This is a genomic window from Bacteroides pyogenes DSM 20611 = JCM 6294 (genome assembly GCF_000428105.1).
Taxonomy (GTDB): domain Bacteria; phylum Bacteroidota; class Bacteroidia; order Bacteroidales; family Bacteroidaceae; genus Bacteroides; species Bacteroides pyogenes.
Genome location: NZ_KE386623.1, coordinates 122,432 through 140,579 on the forward strand (window position 1 = coordinate 122,432; position 18,148 = coordinate 140,579).

The following is an 18,148-nucleotide window of genomic DNA, read 5'->3' on the forward strand; positions in this document are numbered from 1 at the left end:
ACTTAAAAAAGCACTTCTCTGCTATAATCCGCAATGAAACAGCGGATTTCCGATTGATCCCAATCTATTTATAAATACTAAATTAAAAACGAATTAAATGAAAGACATCATGAAACACAAGTTTTCCTACTTGTTACTTTTCCTTTTGTTGTTTTCGACTTTTACCTCGGCCTATGGGCAGGAGCGTCTGATCACTCTTGATAAGAAGAATGCCCCGTTGAGCGTTGTGCTGAAAGAAATCGAAAAACAAACATCCATGTCGGTGGTATACAACACGAACGACATTAACATAAACCGCAGTGTATCTATAAAAGTATCCGGCCAGTCACTTAATCAAGTCATGAGTCAACTTCTCAGAGGCACTGGCGTAAGTCATTCAATAGTAGACAAACACATTGTTTTGTCTGCTCAAAAATCGCAAGAGCAACAGCAGCAAAAAAAGACCCCGATTGCATTGAGCGGCAATGTGACGGATGGTACCGGCGAGCCGTTGATCGGTGTAAGTGTTTTCGTAAAAGGAACTTCCAACGGCACGGTAACCGATATGGACGGAAACTTTAAACTCAACGCTTCTAAAGGCGATATCGTAGAAGTTTCCTATATCGGTTATGCTTCTCAGACAATCACCGTAAGCAATGCTCAGCCTCTGAAAATTGTGATGGCGGAAGATTCGAAAGCTTTGGATGAAGTAGTAGTTACCGCATTGGGTATCAAACGTTCGGAGAAGGCGTTGAGCTACAATGTTCAGAAAGTGGGTAATGAAGCATTGACAGCAGTGAAAGACGCAAACTTCATGAATAGCCTGAATGGTAAGGTTGCCGGTGTGAATATTCAGCGTAGTGCTTCCGGAGTCGGTGGCGGTACACGTGTGGTTATGCGTGGAAATAAATCGATCAGCGGCGATAATAATGTATTATATGTTGTAGACGGTATACCTATCGGTAATCAAGCCAATAGAAGCGGCGATGGTACGGGATTCGGCGGAGCTACTTCCGGTGAGGGGATCGCCAATTTTAATCCTGACGATATTGAAAGTTTGTCCGTTTTGACAGGACCTTCAGCAGCAGCTCTTTATGGTGCAAGTGCAGCCAACGGTGTTATTTTGATTAATACGAAAAAGGGAGCGGCAGGAAAAGTTCAAGTTAATGTTTCATCTTCTGTAGAGTTCGCGAATCCTTTCGTTCTGCCTAAATTCCAAAACAGATACGGTAACTATGAAGGCGACTATACATCATGGGGAGATAAATTGGAAATGGCGAGTTCTTACGAACCGAAGAATTTTTTCCAAACAGGAACTCTGTTTAACAACTCATTTAACCTGTCTACGGGTACAGAGAAAAATCAAACTTATTTCTCTGCTTCAGCAGTGAATTCCGATGGAATGGTCATAAATAATAAATATCATCGCTATAATGTGACGCTTCGTAATACGGCGAAAATGTTGAATGACAAGTTAACACTCGATCTTTCGGCAAGCTATGTACGTGAGTTTTACAATAACATGGTTTCTTATGGCACTTACTTCAATCCCATTGTTGGGGCATATCTATATCCTCGTGGAATGAATTTTGAGCAAGAAAAATATTTTGAGCGTATCAATGAGGAGAAAGGTTATAATGTGCAACAATGGGGAGCCGGTGATTTGGGTATGGACATACAAAATCCTTATTGGATTGCTTACAGAAATGTTCGTCCCGAAGTAAAAGACCGGTATATGATGTATGCTTCATTAAAATATCAGATTCGTGATTATTTGGATGTTTCGGGACGTTTGCGTTTAGACAATACGTATACTGAGAAAGAAGACAAACGTTATGCTTCTACTTTCAGTACGTTTGCTGCAGAAAACGGAAGATATATTTATTCGAACGAAAGCTTTAAGCAAAAGTATGCGGATATTATGGCTAACTTTAATAAACAATTGGCCGAAAATTATCATTTGCAAGCGAATGCCGGTATTTCTTTCGAAGAATATGATACAAAAGGAAGAGGATATGGCGGCGATCTTTTACTCACTCCGAATAAGTTTATCTTTGATAATGTAAATCCTCAAAAATCAGCAGCTACTCAATCCGGAGGAGATAGCCGTAAACGTAATTTTGCCATGTTTGCTTCTGCTGAACTTGCATGGAAATCCGCACTTTATCTTACATTGACCGGACGTGGCGATAAGCCTTCTCAGTTGGTTAATACAGATAATGAATGGGTATTTTATCCTTCGGTAGGTGTTTCGGCCTTGATTACCGAATTACTCCCTGAGAGCACGCGCCATTCAATCAGCCCGGTTTTGGGATATCTTAAGCTGAGAGGTTCGTTTACCAAAGTAGGTTCTCCTATTCCGTTTACAGGACTTACTCCAAATACTGTTACTCACAAATTAACAGGTGGAACTATCGAGTCGTTCGAATACTATCCATTGGGTAGCTTTAAGCCTGAGGAGACTCGTTCATTCGAATTGGGTATCGACTCCAGATGGTTGAACAATACGATAACCTTAGGAGTTACTCTTTATCATTCAAATACGCGTAATCAGTTGCTGAAAGCTGATATGCCTGAAGGTTCCGGATATAAATATATGTTTGTCCAAGCCGGAAATGTTCAGAATCGCGGTATAGAAATAACTTTAGGTTATGATCAAACTTTTGGCGGATTTAATTATAATACTTCGTTTACAGCTACTGCCAATAGAAACAAGATCAAAAAACTTGCTTCAAATGTGAAAAATCCGGTCACTGGCGAAGTGAAAGATTTGAAAGATATCAAAATAGGACGCTTCCGTTTGCGCGAAGGCGGTGAAATGGGAGATATTTATGCCGATGAATGGATCAAAAGAGATCAGGATAACTATGTGGTATATACGCCCGGACAGTCGATAGCTACGGAAACTACTACACCTTACAAGTTGGGAAGTGTTAATCCGAAATGGAACTTAGGTTGGAGAAACGGATTCAATTATAAAGGTGTTAGTTTGAATCTTTTGTTCAATGCCCGTATCGGTGGAGTGGGAATCTCCAAAACACAGGCAGCATTAGATAAATATGGTGTATCGGAGGCGTCGGCTGATGCCCGGGATTTGGGATATATCAGCATGGGCAATATAAAAGTGCAGCCTAAAGACTTTTATAATACAGTTTATAATCTTGATTCTTACTATGTTTATTCTGCTACGAATGTTCGTTTGCAGGAAGCTACTTTAGGATACACCTTCCCTAATAAATGGTTTAAAGGCGTGATAAGAAACTTGAATTTGTCTGTATATGGCACTAACTTGTGGATGATTTATAACAAGGCTCCTTTCGATCCCGAGTTGACGGCATCTACCGGTACTTTCGGACAAGGATATGATTACTTCATGTTGCCGAGCCAACGTACTTTTGGCTTTAGCTTGAAGTTTGGTTTCTAATCTTTTTAAAATACTAAATTTTTGTGATATGAAAATAAAGAAATACATATACCCGCTATTGGCGCTTTTGATGTTATCGGCCTGCGATTATGAAGAAGTTAACAAAAGCACTACAGGGGTAACGGATGATGATTTGAAAGCCGGAGGACTGTTGTATGGAGCTCGCTTTTTGGAAATGCAACAACTTGTTATACCGATAGGTTCTCCTTCTAAAACGACAGGCCCGGGTAACGATTTGCAAAATACAGACCTCATATCTTCCGGGAATTATATCGGTTATTTCGGTAATAATAATAACTGGAATTTCAGTCTCGAATCTAATTGGAATTTTCCGGCACATCGTATGGGATATGCTTTTGAAAACTTTTATTCCAACATGTTCCGTCCGTGGAGTGAAATTCATTTGAAACTGAAAAGCTCTGATGACCCTAAAGATAGAGAAGTGGCAGCTGTTATCGATATTGTAAAAATATTGGGATGGCTACGTGCTACGGATGTTTTTGGTCCTATCGTTTATACGAAAGCAGGGTTGGGAGAAACTTCGCCAATACCGGATAGTCAAGAGGTGATTTATAAACACATGCTTGCCGATTTGGCAAAAGATGCGGAGGTACTGAATAAAGCAATTTCTAAAGTAATGCCGAGATATGATCTCATTTATGACGGGGATGTTTCCAAATGGACGAAATTAGCCAATTCACTCATGTTGCGCATGGCTGTCAGGATGCATTTTAAAGATAAAACATTGGCTACCGAGTATATCAGTAAAGCTTTGGATCCGGCTAATGGAGGAGTGATTGAATCGCAGGGGGATGAAGCCAAAATCGGTGATTCTGCGAAAATGCCTTTATTAAATTCAATGATTGCTTCTATCGATTATAAGGAAACCCGGCTTGGGGCTACTATTTGGTCTTATATGGACGGTTTTAATGACCCGCGTTTATCTGTGCTTTTCACTAAAGGTCAATGGAGGAATAAGGAAGGCTTTTTTCCGGTTGCTCCTACTAATTCGGAACCGAAAAGAACAGGTCCAAATAGCGCGGAATTTGCTTCTGTTCCCAAAGTGACTCCTGCTTCTCCTCTTTATTGGTTCAGGGCCTCCGAAACATATTTCTTAAAAGCGGAAGCGGCTCTTTATAAGCTGACTGCAGGAAGTGCATCCGAGTTCTACGAAAAAGGAGTACGAATGTCATTTGATGAAAATAAAGTAGGCAATGCTGATGCGTATTTGACACAAGAAGATGTCAAACCTACTGCGTTGAGGTGGGATAATTATTATTACGGTATTAATGCTTGGTACACATGTGATATTTCTGATGGAAATATAACTCCCAAGTGGAATGATGCAGATACAGATGAGAAAAAACTACAGCGTATCATTACACAGAAATATTTGGCGCTTTATCCTAATGCTGTAGAAGCTTGGACAGAATATCGTCGTACCGGATATCCTTATTTGATGAAGCCTATGGATGGAGGAGCTTATGCCAGAATCGGAGCTACTCTTGAAGACGGTCTGAAGACTCCCGAGCGGTTTAAATATTCGCCTAAGTTTTACAGCGATGATGTGACTCAAGGTTTGGTTACAGGCTTATTGGGCGGTGAAGACCAAGGTGCTACCAGACTATGGTGGGTACGTGACGATCGTCCCAAACAGCCAAACAATTAATCAAAGTATTAAATTGATATTAAATTAAAGTCTTATGAAATTAAAAAGATATTTGTATTTAAGTTTGATTGCGGGGCTTATTTCCAGTTGTTCCGAGTGGACTGACATAGAGAAAGAAACCTATGAGAACCAAGAAGGATTTGAGCGTTATATACCGTTGATCGATGCCCAAAGCGAGGAGGATCTTACTCCTACAATGAGAGAGTATTACGCAAAGATTAGAGAATATCGTAAAACTCCGCACGTGAAAGGATTCGGTTGGTTTGGAAACTGGACAGGAAAAGGTGACAATGCTCAGAATTACCTGAAGATGCTTCCCGATAGTGTCGATTTTGTATCCATGTGGGGAACACGAGGTAATCTTTCGAAAGAACAAAAAGCCGACCTTAAGTTTTTCCAAGAAGTGAAAGGCGGAAAGGCATTGTTGTGCTGGATTGTACAAGATATTGGTAGTGCAATTACCCCTGCAGGGAAGGATATGCGTGAATATTGGGTGAATGAGAAGGGCGGCGGCGATGAAGTAAAAGCTTCTATTGCATACGCTGAAGCGATTTGCGATACGATTGAAAAGTATAATTTCGATGGATTCGACATCGACTACGAACCGGGATATGGTCATAGCGGTACTTTGGCAGATTATCAGGAAATCAGCCCGACAGGAAATAAAAAAATGCAGGCTTTTATTGAGACTCTATATAAGCGTTTGAATCCTGCGGGTAGAATGTTGGTGATGGATGGACAGCCTGAAAATTTGTCTAAAGAAACATCGAAAATGATCGATCATTATATTTATCAAGCTTATTGGGAATCCCGCACAAGTTCTGTTATTGCTAAAATTACCAATCCTCATTTGCTTGATTGGGAGCGTAAAACCATTATTACTGTGGAATTTGAACAAACATGGAGAACCGGTGGTATATCGTATTATCAAAGCAGTGTACATCCGGAATTTAATGGTAAGCCGGGAGCGCAAATCTTTGATTATGCTACATTAGATCTTCCCAGCGGATTAAGAATCGGAGGTATCGGGACTTATCATATGGAGTATGATTTTAAAAACGATCCTCCGTATAAATGGTTGAGAACTGCATTATATTTGGGTAATCAAGTATATCCCGGCAAGTTTAACGTTGATAAAAAATAACAGCATATGAACAAGAAAATATTTTTGGGATTAGCAGCAGGCCTTATGCTATTTGCTGCTTGTCAGAATGAATTATATAAGAATCCTTTAGAAGACTTTAAAGCTCCTCAAGGCATTTATGTGACTAATAAAGGAACTGTGCAAATCTTTGTGGAAGAAGGCCAGAGCACGGCTGTAAAGGAACTGAAAGTAGCTCTTGCACAAAAAAACGGCGAGGGGATTAAAGTTCGTATAGAAGCGGGAGACGAAGCACAGCTTGAAGCATACAACAAAAAGAACAATACGGAATACCTGATGCTACCGAAGAAAATGTACAATTTATCCACGGATATGGTATTTGAACCCGGTGTAACTTTGCAGGCTATTCCATTAGTATTAAAAGATGTGGAATTTCCTCTTGCCGGAGATTATGCGTTACCGATAAAAATTAAAGAAGGGTCGACTACCATCATCGATGGGGAAGATGAAGTTCTTCTTGTGCTGGAGAAGCGCATTCGAACAAAATCACTTCGTATGAAGGGTTACGGAAGCGAGAAGGCTGACATGTTCCCGAATGATTTCAAAGTAGATCAATGGACAATGGAGGTTATGGTCAATCGTGCATCCTATAATGCCAATAACCGTTCTATTTGCGGAACGAAACTGGTTCAGAATGCCGGTCCGCACGATGAAATTTATACTCGTTTCGGCGATGTGACTATCGATCCCAACCAACTTCAGATCAAGACAGGGTCATCTCAAATCGATGTAGAGAAAAGTAAGTTTGCAGCCAAACCGGATACATGGTATATGCTTGCTTTCGTTTATGACGGACATAAGAATATGGTGTATGTAAATGGCGAACTGGTGGCGGAACGTGAGATAAGAACGGGGCCTTACGGTTTGATTGGTTTTTGGATTGGTGGATCCAATGAGTTGGTTCGTGAGGTTCGTTTTTGGAAAACTGCCCGTACAGCGAAACAGTTAAAGGCTTATACTTGGAAGATGGTAGACCCAACAGACGATAATCTGCTACTTTACTATCCGGGCAACGGTAAGAAACGCGATGCGGCTACAGGAGAAATTGAGGATGATGAGACAATGATTTGGGATTGGAGTAATAGTGCCCAGCATTTACCTAAGCCGAGTGGTGCAACATTTGATGATAATGGAGGAAAATATTATACTTTCCCGATAGAAGAGAAATGATGTTGAACCGAAAATAATGGACTCGATAAACATCTGAAACATCATAATCACCCCTGCTGCGGATATCTGTAGCAGGGGTGATTTTGTATGGAAAGCTTTGTTATCCTGTAAGGATAGGGTGGGCATATAAAAAGTTTTATACGAACGAATAGCTGTCAGGTTCTATATCTGTGGCTGTGATTGTTTTTTATTCTATGGTGATAATGAGAAAAAGTTTATAAATGCATTAGTAGTTTCCCCCTTTTAATTGTATTATATATAGTAATCACTAAAAAAGGATCTTTTATCTATTACGTTTGAACTATGCAACAGAACGAAAATGCGTCTTGCCAAAAGAAGATAAATCCCATTCGTTGGGTGCCTACCGTTTATTTTGCCATGGGGCTTCCCCTTATTTCCCTCAATCTGGTATCGGTGGTGATGTTTAAAGATTTGGGAATCGATAATAAATCTATTGCTTTCTGGACTTCGTGGCTGCTTCTTCCTTGGTCGTTGAAGCCGATTTTCAGTCTCGTGATGGAGACGTTCGGCACTAAAAAGAAGTACGTGGTATTCACCGAACTGATCAGCGCCGTATTGTTCGGGCTGATTGTGTTTGCTCTTCCTTTACCCGACTTTTTCTCCGTGACATTGGCCTTGATGGGAGCTATTGCGATCAGCGGCTCCACTCACGATATAGCCGGCGACGGCATATACCTTAGTGAACTCGATACGACCACTCAGAGCAGATACTCCGGTTGGCAGGGAGCGTTTTATAATTTAGCTAAGGTGCTGGCTAACGGGGGACTGGTCTTTCTTGCCGGATGGCTTATACGTTCGATGAATCTTACCATTACGCAATCGTGGCAAACGATTATGTTTATCTGTGCCGTTATTTTGTTTTTGGTGGGAATCTATCATTGGAGGGTGCTTCCCACTGATGAACCTAAAAAAACGGGAAGTTTCCGGGATAAGACTCAGGAGCTTTGGGAGGTGTTCATCAGCTTTTTCCGTAAGAAATTCATTTGGATTTACCTGGTGTTTATTTTCTTGTATCGTTTTGCCGAGGGATTGGTGATGAAAATCGTGCCGTTGTTTCTGAAAGATGCGGTAGAGAAAGGAGGAATCGGACTGACGAACGAGCAATACGGGCTGGTGTACGGAACGTTCGGAACGGTTGCTTTCATCATCGGCTCCATATCCGCCGGTTATTACGTATCGCGTTTCGGATTGAAAAAGGTGCTGTTCTCTCTGGTCTGCATGTTTAATATTCCGTTTGCCGTTTATTTGCTGTTTGCCGTTTTTCAGCCGCAACAAATCAGTGTCATCGCTTTAGGTATCGTTGGCGAATATTTCGGTTATGGCTTCGGATTTGTGGGACTCACGCTCTTCATGATGCAGCAAATCGCACCGGGGAAATATCAGATGGCCCATTATGCGTTTGCCAACAGCCTGATGAATCTGGGTGTGATGTTGCCGGGAATGATAAGCGGTTATCTGAGCGATCTGGTGGGATATAAAACATTCTTTATCTATGTGATGGTGGCTACTATTCCGGCATTTCTGATCACATATTTCATTCCATTTACGTATGACGATTCCGGAAAACGAAAATAAACGCTATCTTAGCGGTGAATTTTGTTTTTTATCGAAAGACTTACTTATTTATAACTTATAAAATTTCAATAACAATGAATGCTAACCAAATGCCTTGGGAAGAACGTCCCGCAGGATGTACGGACGTCATGTGGCGTTATTCGCAGAATCCGGTCATCGGACGCTATCATATTCCTTCTTCCAACAGTATCTTCAATAGTGCCGTCGTTCCTTTCGGAGACGGATTCGCAGGTGTATTCCGTTGCGACAACAAAGCGGTGCAGATGAATATTTTCGCCGGTTTCAGTAAAGACGGCATTCATTGGGACATCGACCATGAGCCTATCCGCTTCAAACCCGGAAATACGGATATGATCGAATCGGAATATAAGTACGACCCGCGCGTGACATGGATCGAAGACCGCTATTGGGTGACTTGGTGCAACGGCTATCATGGTCCCACGATCGGCATCGCCTATACGTTCGACTTTAAGGAGTTTTTCCAATGCGAGAATGCTTTCTTGCCGTTCAACCGCAACGGGGTGCTTTTCCCTCAGAAGATCGGCGGCAAATATGCCATGCTCAGTCGCCCGAGTGATAACGGACACACTCCGTTCGGCGACATATACATCAGTTTCAGTCCCGACATGAAGTATTGGGGCGAGCATCGTTGCGTGATGAAAGTGACTCCTTTCCCCGAAAGCGCATGGCAATGTACGAAAATCGGCGCCGGTTCGGTTCCCTTCCTCACAGACGAAGGCTGGTTGTTGTTCTATCACGGTGTAATCACCACCTGCAACGGTTTCCGTTATGCAATGGGAGCTGCCATACTCGACAAAGATCATCCCGAGAAAGTGCTTTACCGCACCCGTGAATATCTGCTCGGTCCGGCTGCTCCATACGAACTTCAGGGCGATGTGCCCAATGTCGTGTTCCCATGCGCGGCTTTGCAGGACGGCGAACGCGTGGCGGTTTATTACGGCGCGGCGGATACGGTGGTCGGCATGGCTTTCGGTTATATCAAGGAAATCGTTGAATTCACGAAGCGTACAAGCATCATCTGATAAATATGAAACGTGTTTTATTAATTTGCACGCTGGTTTTCTCTCTTCTCCCCGTTTATGCGGGAGAAGGGAAGAACCTTTCTGCCGGCGACGGAAAGAAAGGATTGCCCGTCGATTATGTCGATCCTTTTATCGGGACGACTAATTTCGGAACCACCAATCCCGGCGCTGTGTGTCCCAACGGAATGATGTCCGTGGTTCCCTTCAATGTCATGGGCTCTTCGGAGAATACGTACGATAAAGACGCCCGTTGGTGGTCTACTCCTTATGAATATACCAATTGTTTCTTTACGGGATATGCTCATGTGAATCTGAGCGGAGTCGGTTGTCCGGAATTAGGCTCTTTGTTGCTTATGCCTACTACCGGAGAACTGAATGTCGATTATAAAGAATACGGAAGCAAATATAAAGACGAGCGGGCCACTCCGGGATACTACTCCAATTATCTGACCAAATATAACGTAAAGACTGAGGTTTCGGCCACTTCGCGCAGCGGGATCGCCCGCTTCACATTTCCCAAAGGCAAGAGTAATATCCTGCTGAATCTGGGAGAAGGATTGACAAACGAAAGCGGAGCCATGTTACGCCGGGTGAACGATTGCGAAATAGAAGGGATGAAGCTGTTGGGCACTTTCTGTTATAATCCGCAAGCGGTGTTTCCTATCTACTTCGTGATGCGGGTGAATAAAAAACCTCTCGCCACGGGCTATTGGAAGAAGCAGCGCCTGATGACAGGCGTGGAAGCGGAGTGGGACCCCGATAACGGCAAGTATAAACTTTATCCGCGTTACGGGAAAGAAATTGCCGGCGATGACATCGGCGCTTACTTTTCTTTTGATACGGAAGAAGGGGAGAAGGTAGAAGTCCGCATGGGCGTTTCGTTCGTCAGCATGGAGAATGCCCGGTTGAATCTGGATGCCGAACAAAAAGGCAAGGACTTCGACCGGATATGTGCGGAAGCCCGCAGTGCATGGAACGATGATTTGTCGCGTATTTCCGTAGAAGGCGGGAGCGAGGCGCAGAAGACCGTATTCTACACGGCGCTTTACCACCTGCTCATTCATCCGAATATTTTGCAGGATGTCGACGGCCGGTACCCGGCAATGGAAAGCAATGAAATTCTGACAGCGAAAGGCAATCGATACACGGTGTATTCGCTTTGGGACACGTACCGGAACGTACATCAGCTGCTGACGTTGGTTTATCCCGAGCGGCAGATCGAAATGGTACGCACGATGCTCGACATGTATCGCGAGCACGGCTGGTTGCCTAAATGGGAACTTTACGGACGGGAGACGCTTACGATGGAGGGCGACCCGAGCATTCCGGTCATTGTGGATACATGGATGAAAGGATTGCGCGACTTTGACGTCGAACTGGCATACGAAGCCATGTATAAATCGGCCACTTCGCCGGGAGCGCAGAACCTGATGCGTCCCGACAACGACGATTATCTTTCGAAAGGGTACGTGCCGCTCCGAGCGCAATACGACAACTCGGTTTCGCATGCGTTGGAATACTACATAGCCGACTTTGCCCTCTCTCGCTTTGCCGGCGCTTTGGGCAAGAAGAAAGATGCCGAAATGTTTTACAAACGTTCTTTGGGCTACCGCCACTATTACAGCAAGGAGTTCGGAACGTTGCGTCCGCTTTTGCCCGACGGTACTTTCTATTCGCCTTTCGACCCCAAGCAAGGAGAAAACTTCGAGCCGAGTCCCGGATTCCACGAAGGAAACGCGTGGAATTATACCTATTACGTTCCGCATGACGTGTACGGACTGGCTAAACTCATGGGAGGGAAGAGGAGATTCGTCGACAAGTTGCAGATGATTTTTGACGAAGGTTTGTACGACCCCGCCAACGAACCCGATATCGCTTACCCTTACCTGTTCTCGTATTTCAAAGGAGAGGAGTGGCGTACGCAGAAAGAAACGCAACGTTTGCTGGATAAATATTTCACCACCAAGCCCGACGGAATTCCCGGCAACGACGATACGGGCACAATGTCGGCGTGGGCTGTTTTCAGCATGATGGGCTTCTATCCCGATTGTCCCGGATTGCCGGAATATACCCTCACCACTCCCGTTTTCGATAAGGTGGTGATTCGTCTCGATCCCAAGTGGTATCGGGAGAAAGAACTCGTGATTGAAACGAATCGTGCAAAGCAAGGCATGCTTTTCATCGATAAGATTCGCTTGAACGGCAAGCGTTTCGATAAATACCGCATCACTCACGACGAACTTGTACATGGCAAAAAATTATCTCTTGACTTAAGATAATTTCATATTTGGATTTTTAGTTAATTTAAAATTGTTTTCTTAGGTATCTGTTGTTTTTGGGTTTCACGGGGCTGTCGGAAAGTTTAATTCCGGCAGCCTTTTATTTTTGTGGGTGCGGCTTGAAAGGCGGATCAATATATAAGCACGGAGAGAGGTATGTATGGAAACGTTAGTTTCCCATCGGGGAAACAAAAGTTTCCCCAGCATGAAACAAAAGTTTCCCCGGCGATTTTTTTTGATTCTGAACTATCTCGTTGTATAATAGAGTGTTACCACTTTGTGGTGAATGAATGGGTAACGATTTAGAAATGAGCGGAGTGCTTTGAAGTACATTGTTTTGAATAGCCAAAGAACGCTCACTATTTTACTTGCAAAGGTACATATTTGCGAGGGAAAGTGAGCGTCTTTTCTTGTTTTTCTTCTTGTCAGTGAAAGAAAAAAGCAATTACAGCCGCTGCGAGCGGTTGCGGTTGATAAGCTGTTTCCATTTCTGCTCGCACCAATCGGTAATGGAAAGCCCGTTGATGGTGAGGAGCGGTCGCTTCTTCTCATCCTTGATGATACGGATTTCGCTGTCCTCTTCCGTGAACTCTCTCTTGTATAATCCCGAATAGGCTTTAGCCGTGCCTCGCTGGGGAGTCTCTGTGCGATACATCTCCGCTATTCTGTCGTCAGAGAAATCCATCTTTCGGAGCATCAGACGAATGTTCAGCAATTGATAGAAGCCATTGAAAAAACGTTTTATCCAATTCCGCTCTTCCTCGTAAATCTGACGGTTTCTTTCAATTCGGCAATGGCTCTGTCCCTTCCCTTGACCGTGTCCTGCAAGAGAACGACTTCCTTTCGGATTTCGTTTTTCTCCTTTTCCGAAAGATGCCGTTGCCGTTCGGCCTCTTGCTCCAAGTCTGCAATACGCTTCTCTGCCTTGTCGAGTTCGGGGTTCCCAAAGAGGGAGTACAGCGTACCTTTCATTCGGAGCTTGCCTGCCTGCTTCTCCAGCTCCTTTATCTTGGCTGTGAGTTCCGCCTTTTGAGCTTCCTTCTCTCTTGTAGATTTGAGAATTTCCTTGTAATACTCCATCGTGGTACGGTGCTTGGCTACCGAGCCGTGTACGCCCCGTTCCAATCCGAAACGCTGCACTCGCTTGGCATAGTCCGTTTGATACTGCTCCAGCTTCTTGGGCGTAAGCACATCATCGGCACAAAGCCGTACCTTGTTTTTCTTCGTCTTGTACTTCCGCTTCCCATTCTCGGCTTCCTCTTTGGCTTTCCGTCTTTCGCCCGTGACAATCGGGACGACCGTGGCGTGAATATGGGGCGTTTCCTCGTCTGCGTGGAGTGTGGCAGCGACCACGTTGTCCGCCCCGAAAGTGTCACGAAGCCAATCCATCGATTCATCACACCACTCGTACAGGCGTCCTTCCTGCTCTATGCGAGCCATATCCTTTGGTGAGCTTGACAGAATAAAGCGTAAGGCTTTGACTTGGTTCTTTGCTACCTTTCGGTAGATACCGGCTGTGGCGATGCGATGTTCTATCGCTTCGCTACGGTTGGTCACATTTGCAGGGAATTGCACCAATTCCCTGTTCAGGTGTGTGCGAGAAGGATCGACGTTACTCGGGGTATATGTCCGCGCTATATGAGCGGTATTTCCCGAGTCGTTGCTTCTCGCCTTGTCTATATGTAATACGGCGTAGCCCATTGTTTGAAGATTGATTTAGGGGTATCCAAAGGGGCGAAGTCCCTTGGCTCAGAAGGGTATTTTTAGCGATAACGGAGTGCAGCGTGAAGAAAATACCCTAATGAGCTATGGCATTTCTTGAAATGTCCGCTCCGCCCTGCTCGTACTTCTTTCTTGTTACGTTGCATTCTGTGAATGCCTGCACGCTTTGTTTCTAAGTTTGGCTCTGCAAACTTGCTGTTCTGCGGAACTGCCGTAGCTATCGAAACAAAGCCGTTTATTCGCATACATTTTATTTCCTGCATCTTTGAATACCTGATGATAGAATAATGTTGTTTGCTCTCTTTTGCCTTATCGCCTAAGTCCTCGTTTGCGAGGTGGTATCACCTGCTTTAGTTCTGTTCTTTGGGCAACGTGGTACTCATTGAGGTCTTTGTATCGGGCATAGTATTGGCTCATATCCTCTACCTTGATGCCTGAAGATTGGATACCCTGAAGAGCTTGCCGTCCTGCTTCATCGTTGTCGAAGAATGCTCGAACGGAGTCGCTGCCTTTCTCGTGGAGATAGGCGATGGCTCGTGGAAGATTGCTGACCGAGTTCAGAACTATGGAAGGCGAAATGCTTTCTTTCCCTTTCATTGTGAGATAGGAAAGGAAGTCCATAAAGCCCTCGAAGATGCAGAGAGGGGAGTTGTTCGTTTCTCCCGCAACTACGGATATATCCTTTGGTGCGATTGTTCCCTTGAATGTCTTGTCGTCTCGGAGTTCATACCCTCCTGCACAATTGGCAAAGCCGATGGCAGAGTATTCTCTTCCTCCCACTTCGTAGCGAATGTGACGGAGATAGGGACTTGCCACGGCAAGGTCTATCTTGCGTACTTCTCGGAGATAGTTTTGCAGATGCAGAGGCAATTCTTCACTAATGGAGAGAATACGCCTTGTATTACTCGGTCGCTGTTCTTTCCTTTTCTGCTCTATGCGAGCTTCACGATGAAAGGGAAAGGGGGCGAGGGTTATCGCTTTCCCTTCGGCAAGATGCGCCATTGCTTCGTAGGCACTGCATCCTTGCATCTTCATCACAAGGTCGATGATGCTTCCGCCTTGGCTCGTGCCGTAGTCGTGCCACAGGTTTTGCCGAAAGTCCACTTTCAGGCTAGCATTGGGGTCTTCTCTGTAGGGAGCGTGATAAAGGGCGTAGCCGTTATAACGCTTGGCTGGCTCGATACCGCAAGCGTGCAGGTAGTCGGCTATCGGTATCGCTTTGATGTGTTGTAGGTCGTAATATTCGTTGATCATTACTGTTATCGTTGGATTTGGATTATTCATTTGTTCATTATCTCATTGTTCGCTCTGTTTTCTCTTTTTGGAATTTTCCCCTTTTTATCTTACTACCCTTCTACATTTAGATAAGTGATTGACAGTGAAAGAGAAAAGTGTAACACTTCATTCTGTTTTATCCTTCTACATCTCCTGTCTACACCTTTTCTCATTCATTCTGCCGTAGAAGCGTAGAAAGATGGTAGTAAGCTGTGTCGCAAGATATAAATCGTCACAATCCTTTCTCTTTCACCGTATTATCCTTAGTTGTAGTAACGTAGTAAGGAGAATAGGAAAGAAAAGAGAAAGGGATATTACAAGGGGGGATAGTGTGCTATGGCGGTTGCTCTGGGTAAACCTTACGGACGGCATAGACATATACGGGATTGCCGTTTATTCTGCGACACTCTCTTGTATAGCCTGCCTTTCGCAAGGCTTCACCCATCCGTTTGGTGGAGAGCGGTTGTCGGGTATAGCAGGAGAGATAGCCCACTATCTCCGAATTGGTCATATAGAAGCGTTTTGTTGCCGTCTCTGCCTCCGTGGGAAAGGTAAAATAGCGGAGCAACAGTTCCATCTCTGTCGTATAGACTTGGAAGGCTTCGCTGTTTCTATGCAATTCAATAATCTCTTCATCATTGAACCAATAGCGAAACCCTTCATTCAATAGGGTCTTGGCTTCGCTGTAAACGGCATCCATCGGAATGCTCTTGGCTCGGTCTATCTCTATCGCCAGCACCTCAAAAGGGAGGAAGCGTCTGCTTCCTGTCGGGTCGGTGAGGAAATCGTTGCCATTGACCGAAGCCACGAAACTTGCCAAGTGGGGTCGCTCCTCGATATGCTTCTCGTAAGGCATACGGTACTTCACCTGCGGACAGGTAATGAGATTCTTCAGTTCGTTCTCGTCCCGTTTATTGAGGGCTTTGAGTTGGTCGTCAATATTGATGATAAGGTTTTGCCCGATAAGACTCAGCACGTCCTTCTCCTGTGGATATATCTTCCCCGTATAGCGGTAATCGGAGAGAGACGGAGGGCAGAGCAGGTCAAGGAACGTGGTCTTGAACTTGCCCTGCTCGCCTGTCAGCACAAGGCAGGTATGGTTACGACATTGCTTGTCGTCCATTGCGTTGGCGACCACTGCAACCAGCCACTTGGTGAGGTATTCTTTCCATTTCTCGGAGTTGGTTACGCTCACGCAGTCGGCAAGGGCGGTGATAGCTTCCGCATTTCCTTTCGTCAGTGGTAACGCTTGGAAATAGGTTTGTACAGGATTAACACGTGGGGAGAAATCGCTTTCGATGATGCTGTACAGGTTCTCGGGCGAGGTCTGTACATCGGCTTCCTTATCTAAAGCTCGTTTGAGGGTATTGATGCGGTAGCGATCTATGGCTGTGTAATCACCCGTCCCTCGAGGACGGTACTCCGCTCGGTGCAACACGGTGTTGTATCGAAACTCATACCGAGCCGAAAGAAACTCTTCTATTTGCGTGTTCTTGGAGAGGTTGTCCTTCTCTTCTTTTTTCATTGTTCGTATCTCTTTTGTTTGCTTGATTTTGAACTTTCATCCGAAAACGGATGCTGAAACCAAGTTAAAGAGGCGAACAAGTGAAGCCAAGCCTTATGGCGTTGTTGCATCGAGGTGCTGCATATTTCTTCGGCAAAAGGAAAGGATACCTCACATTTTCTCCTCAAAAATCAGAAAAAGACAAATGGAAGAACGGGAAACGCTACCCGAATGGCTGTATCGAATTACGTGCAGATGCATGCCTTTGCCTTTTCGATGAAAGCAGAGGGAAAAGCCTAAAAAGACAGGTAGGAAGATTCTCTCTAACAGAGCCATTTCATACCATTTCGACGCCAGAAGTATCCACTTAGCAGGAATGGGGTAAACAGTATATGCTGGTTCGTTATTTTCGCATCGAAACAGGATTTTTTCCCTCGAAAGGAATTCGGGGGAACAGAGAGAAATGGCAGGGAATCCCTTCTGAAAACAGATAGGTTTTACCTATACATTTGCCTGCAAGCTCCTGCTATTTCCCTTGCTTTCATCAGGTCTGGGAACAAGGATTTCGGCTGCATACATTTGCACCAAAAAGAGAAAATAACAACAATTAAAACGATATTGATATGAGATTTACAGCCATCGACACCTCCGCTTGGGAGGAACTGAAAAAGAGCATCGAAGAGCTGGCTCTTTGTATGAGAGAACACTTCGGTACGAAGCCCGAATTCCCCGACCTGTTGCACAACGGGGACGTGTGCCGAATACTCAACATCAGCAAGCGAACGCTCCAGCACTATCGGGATACGTCCGTGCTACCCTTTATCCAAATCGGGCATAAATGTTATTACAAACGTGAGGATGTGGAAGCACTCCTCGAAAAGTCGAACCGAAAAATACAATGACTATGGAACACGAAATCGTAAACAAAGAAACACCCGAAATGAAACAACTCATTTCGGGCATTCAAGAAGTAAGCAAGCGTATTCGGGAGATTGCCCAAACGCACCGTCCGCTGTTCGGAGGAGAAATCTATCTCACGGGGAGAGAAGTGTGCGAACACCTTTTCGTCAGTCCTCGCACCTTGCAAGACTATCGGGACAAGGGCATTATTCCCTACACCCAAATCGCAGGGAAGATACTCTATCGTCTCTCCGACATCAACAATCTACTGCAAGAGAACTATCGGAGATAAAACATTCGCAAGAAGTATTTTCTTGCAGTTTTCTTCGCCTTTCTAGTTATGAATGGGTAACTTTGCAGGAGTAATCTTCACGAAGGGGTTGAAAGAACTTGTGGCGAAGTTATCAAATTCAAAATACATTCAT

The 18,148-nt window shown here is 44.5% G+C and carries 11 protein-coding genes and 1 pseudogene; 9 read left to right on the top strand and 3 right to left on the bottom strand.

The annotated features are described in order from the left end of the window. The first annotated feature begins 97 nt into the window (after positions 1-97). The 7 genes from C234_RS0113495 (at position 98) to C234_RS0113525 (ending at position 12,322) form a co-directional block, all read left to right on the top strand. Positions 98-3,403, top strand: coding sequence for a SusC/RagA family TonB-linked outer membrane protein (locus tag C234_RS0113495; protein WP_027326184.1), 3,306 nt, complete (start codon positions 98-100; stop codon positions 3,401-3,403). A gap of 28 nt (positions 3,404-3,431) precedes the next feature. Beyond that, the gene (locus C234_RS0113500; RefSeq protein ID WP_021646153.1) at positions 3,432-5,072 is read left to right on the top strand and encodes a SusD/RagB family nutrient-binding outer membrane lipoprotein; all 1,641 of its coding nucleotides are present in this window, start codon (positions 3,432-3,434) and stop codon (positions 5,070-5,072) included. Between the two features lie 34 nt (positions 5,073-5,106). Continuing rightward, positions 5,107-6,216 (top strand): endo-beta-N-acetylglucosaminidase family protein, encoded by a 1,110-nt coding sequence (locus C234_RS0113505; protein ID WP_027326186.1) that lies wholly within the window; start codon positions 5,107-5,109, stop codon positions 6,214-6,216. 6 nt (positions 6,217-6,222) lie between these two features. Continuing rightward, a complete protein-coding gene (locus C234_RS0113510) occupies positions 6,223-7,404 on the top strand; it encodes a BT_3987 domain-containing protein (protein ID WP_027326187.1) in 1,182 nt (393 codons plus the stop codon). Positions 7,405-7,707: 303 nt separating this feature from the next. Beyond that, entirely contained in the window at positions 7,708-9,000 is a 1,293-nt protein-coding gene (locus C234_RS0113515) for an MFS transporter (RefSeq protein WP_034536564.1), read from the top strand. A 74-nt stretch (positions 9,001-9,074) separates the two neighbouring features. Beyond that, positions 9,075-10,043, top strand: a complete 969-nt coding sequence (locus C234_RS0113520; RefSeq protein ID WP_021646149.1) for a 1,4-beta-mannosyl-N-acetylglucosamine phosphorylase — start codon at positions 9,075-9,077, stop codon at positions 10,041-10,043. A 5-nt stretch (positions 10,044-10,048) separates the two neighbouring features. Next, entirely contained in the window at positions 10,049-12,322 is a 2,274-nt protein-coding gene (locus C234_RS0113525; protein ID WP_027326189.1) for a GH92 family glycosyl hydrolase, read from the top strand. A gap of 445 nt (positions 12,323-12,767) precedes the next feature. Here C234_RS0113525 and mobV read toward each other — a convergent pair. The 3 genes and pseudogenes from mobV to C234_RS0113540 form a co-directional block, all read right to left on the bottom strand. Next, positions 12,768-14,023: pseudogene (gene mobV, locus C234_RS16530) on the bottom strand (MobV family relaxase). A gap of 330 nt (positions 14,024-14,353) precedes the next feature. Further along, on the bottom strand, positions 14,354-15,298 hold the full coding sequence (locus C234_RS0113535; RefSeq protein WP_027326190.1) for a toprim domain-containing protein: 945 nt from the start codon (positions 15,296-15,298) through the stop codon (positions 14,354-14,356). Positions 15,299-15,653: 355 nt separating this feature from the next. After that, positions 15,654-16,844: a VapE domain-containing protein gene (locus C234_RS0113540; protein ID WP_027326191.1), complete on the bottom strand. Its 1,191-nt coding sequence runs from the start codon at positions 16,842-16,844 to the stop codon at positions 15,654-15,656. A 602-nt stretch (positions 16,845-17,446) separates the two neighbouring features. Here C234_RS0113540 and C234_RS0113550 point away from each other — a divergent pair. Beyond that, complete coding sequence (locus C234_RS0113550) at positions 17,447-17,725, top strand: helix-turn-helix domain-containing protein (protein WP_027326192.1); 279 nt, start codon at positions 17,447-17,449, stop codon at positions 17,723-17,725. Between the two features lie 2 nt (positions 17,726-17,727). Then, positions 17,728-18,015 carry a helix-turn-helix domain-containing protein gene (locus C234_RS0113555; protein WP_027326193.1) on the top strand — a complete coding sequence of 96 codons (288 nt, stop codon included), beginning with the start codon at positions 17,728-17,730 and terminating at the stop codon, positions 18,013-18,015. Positions 18,016-18,148 lie beyond the last annotated feature (133 nt).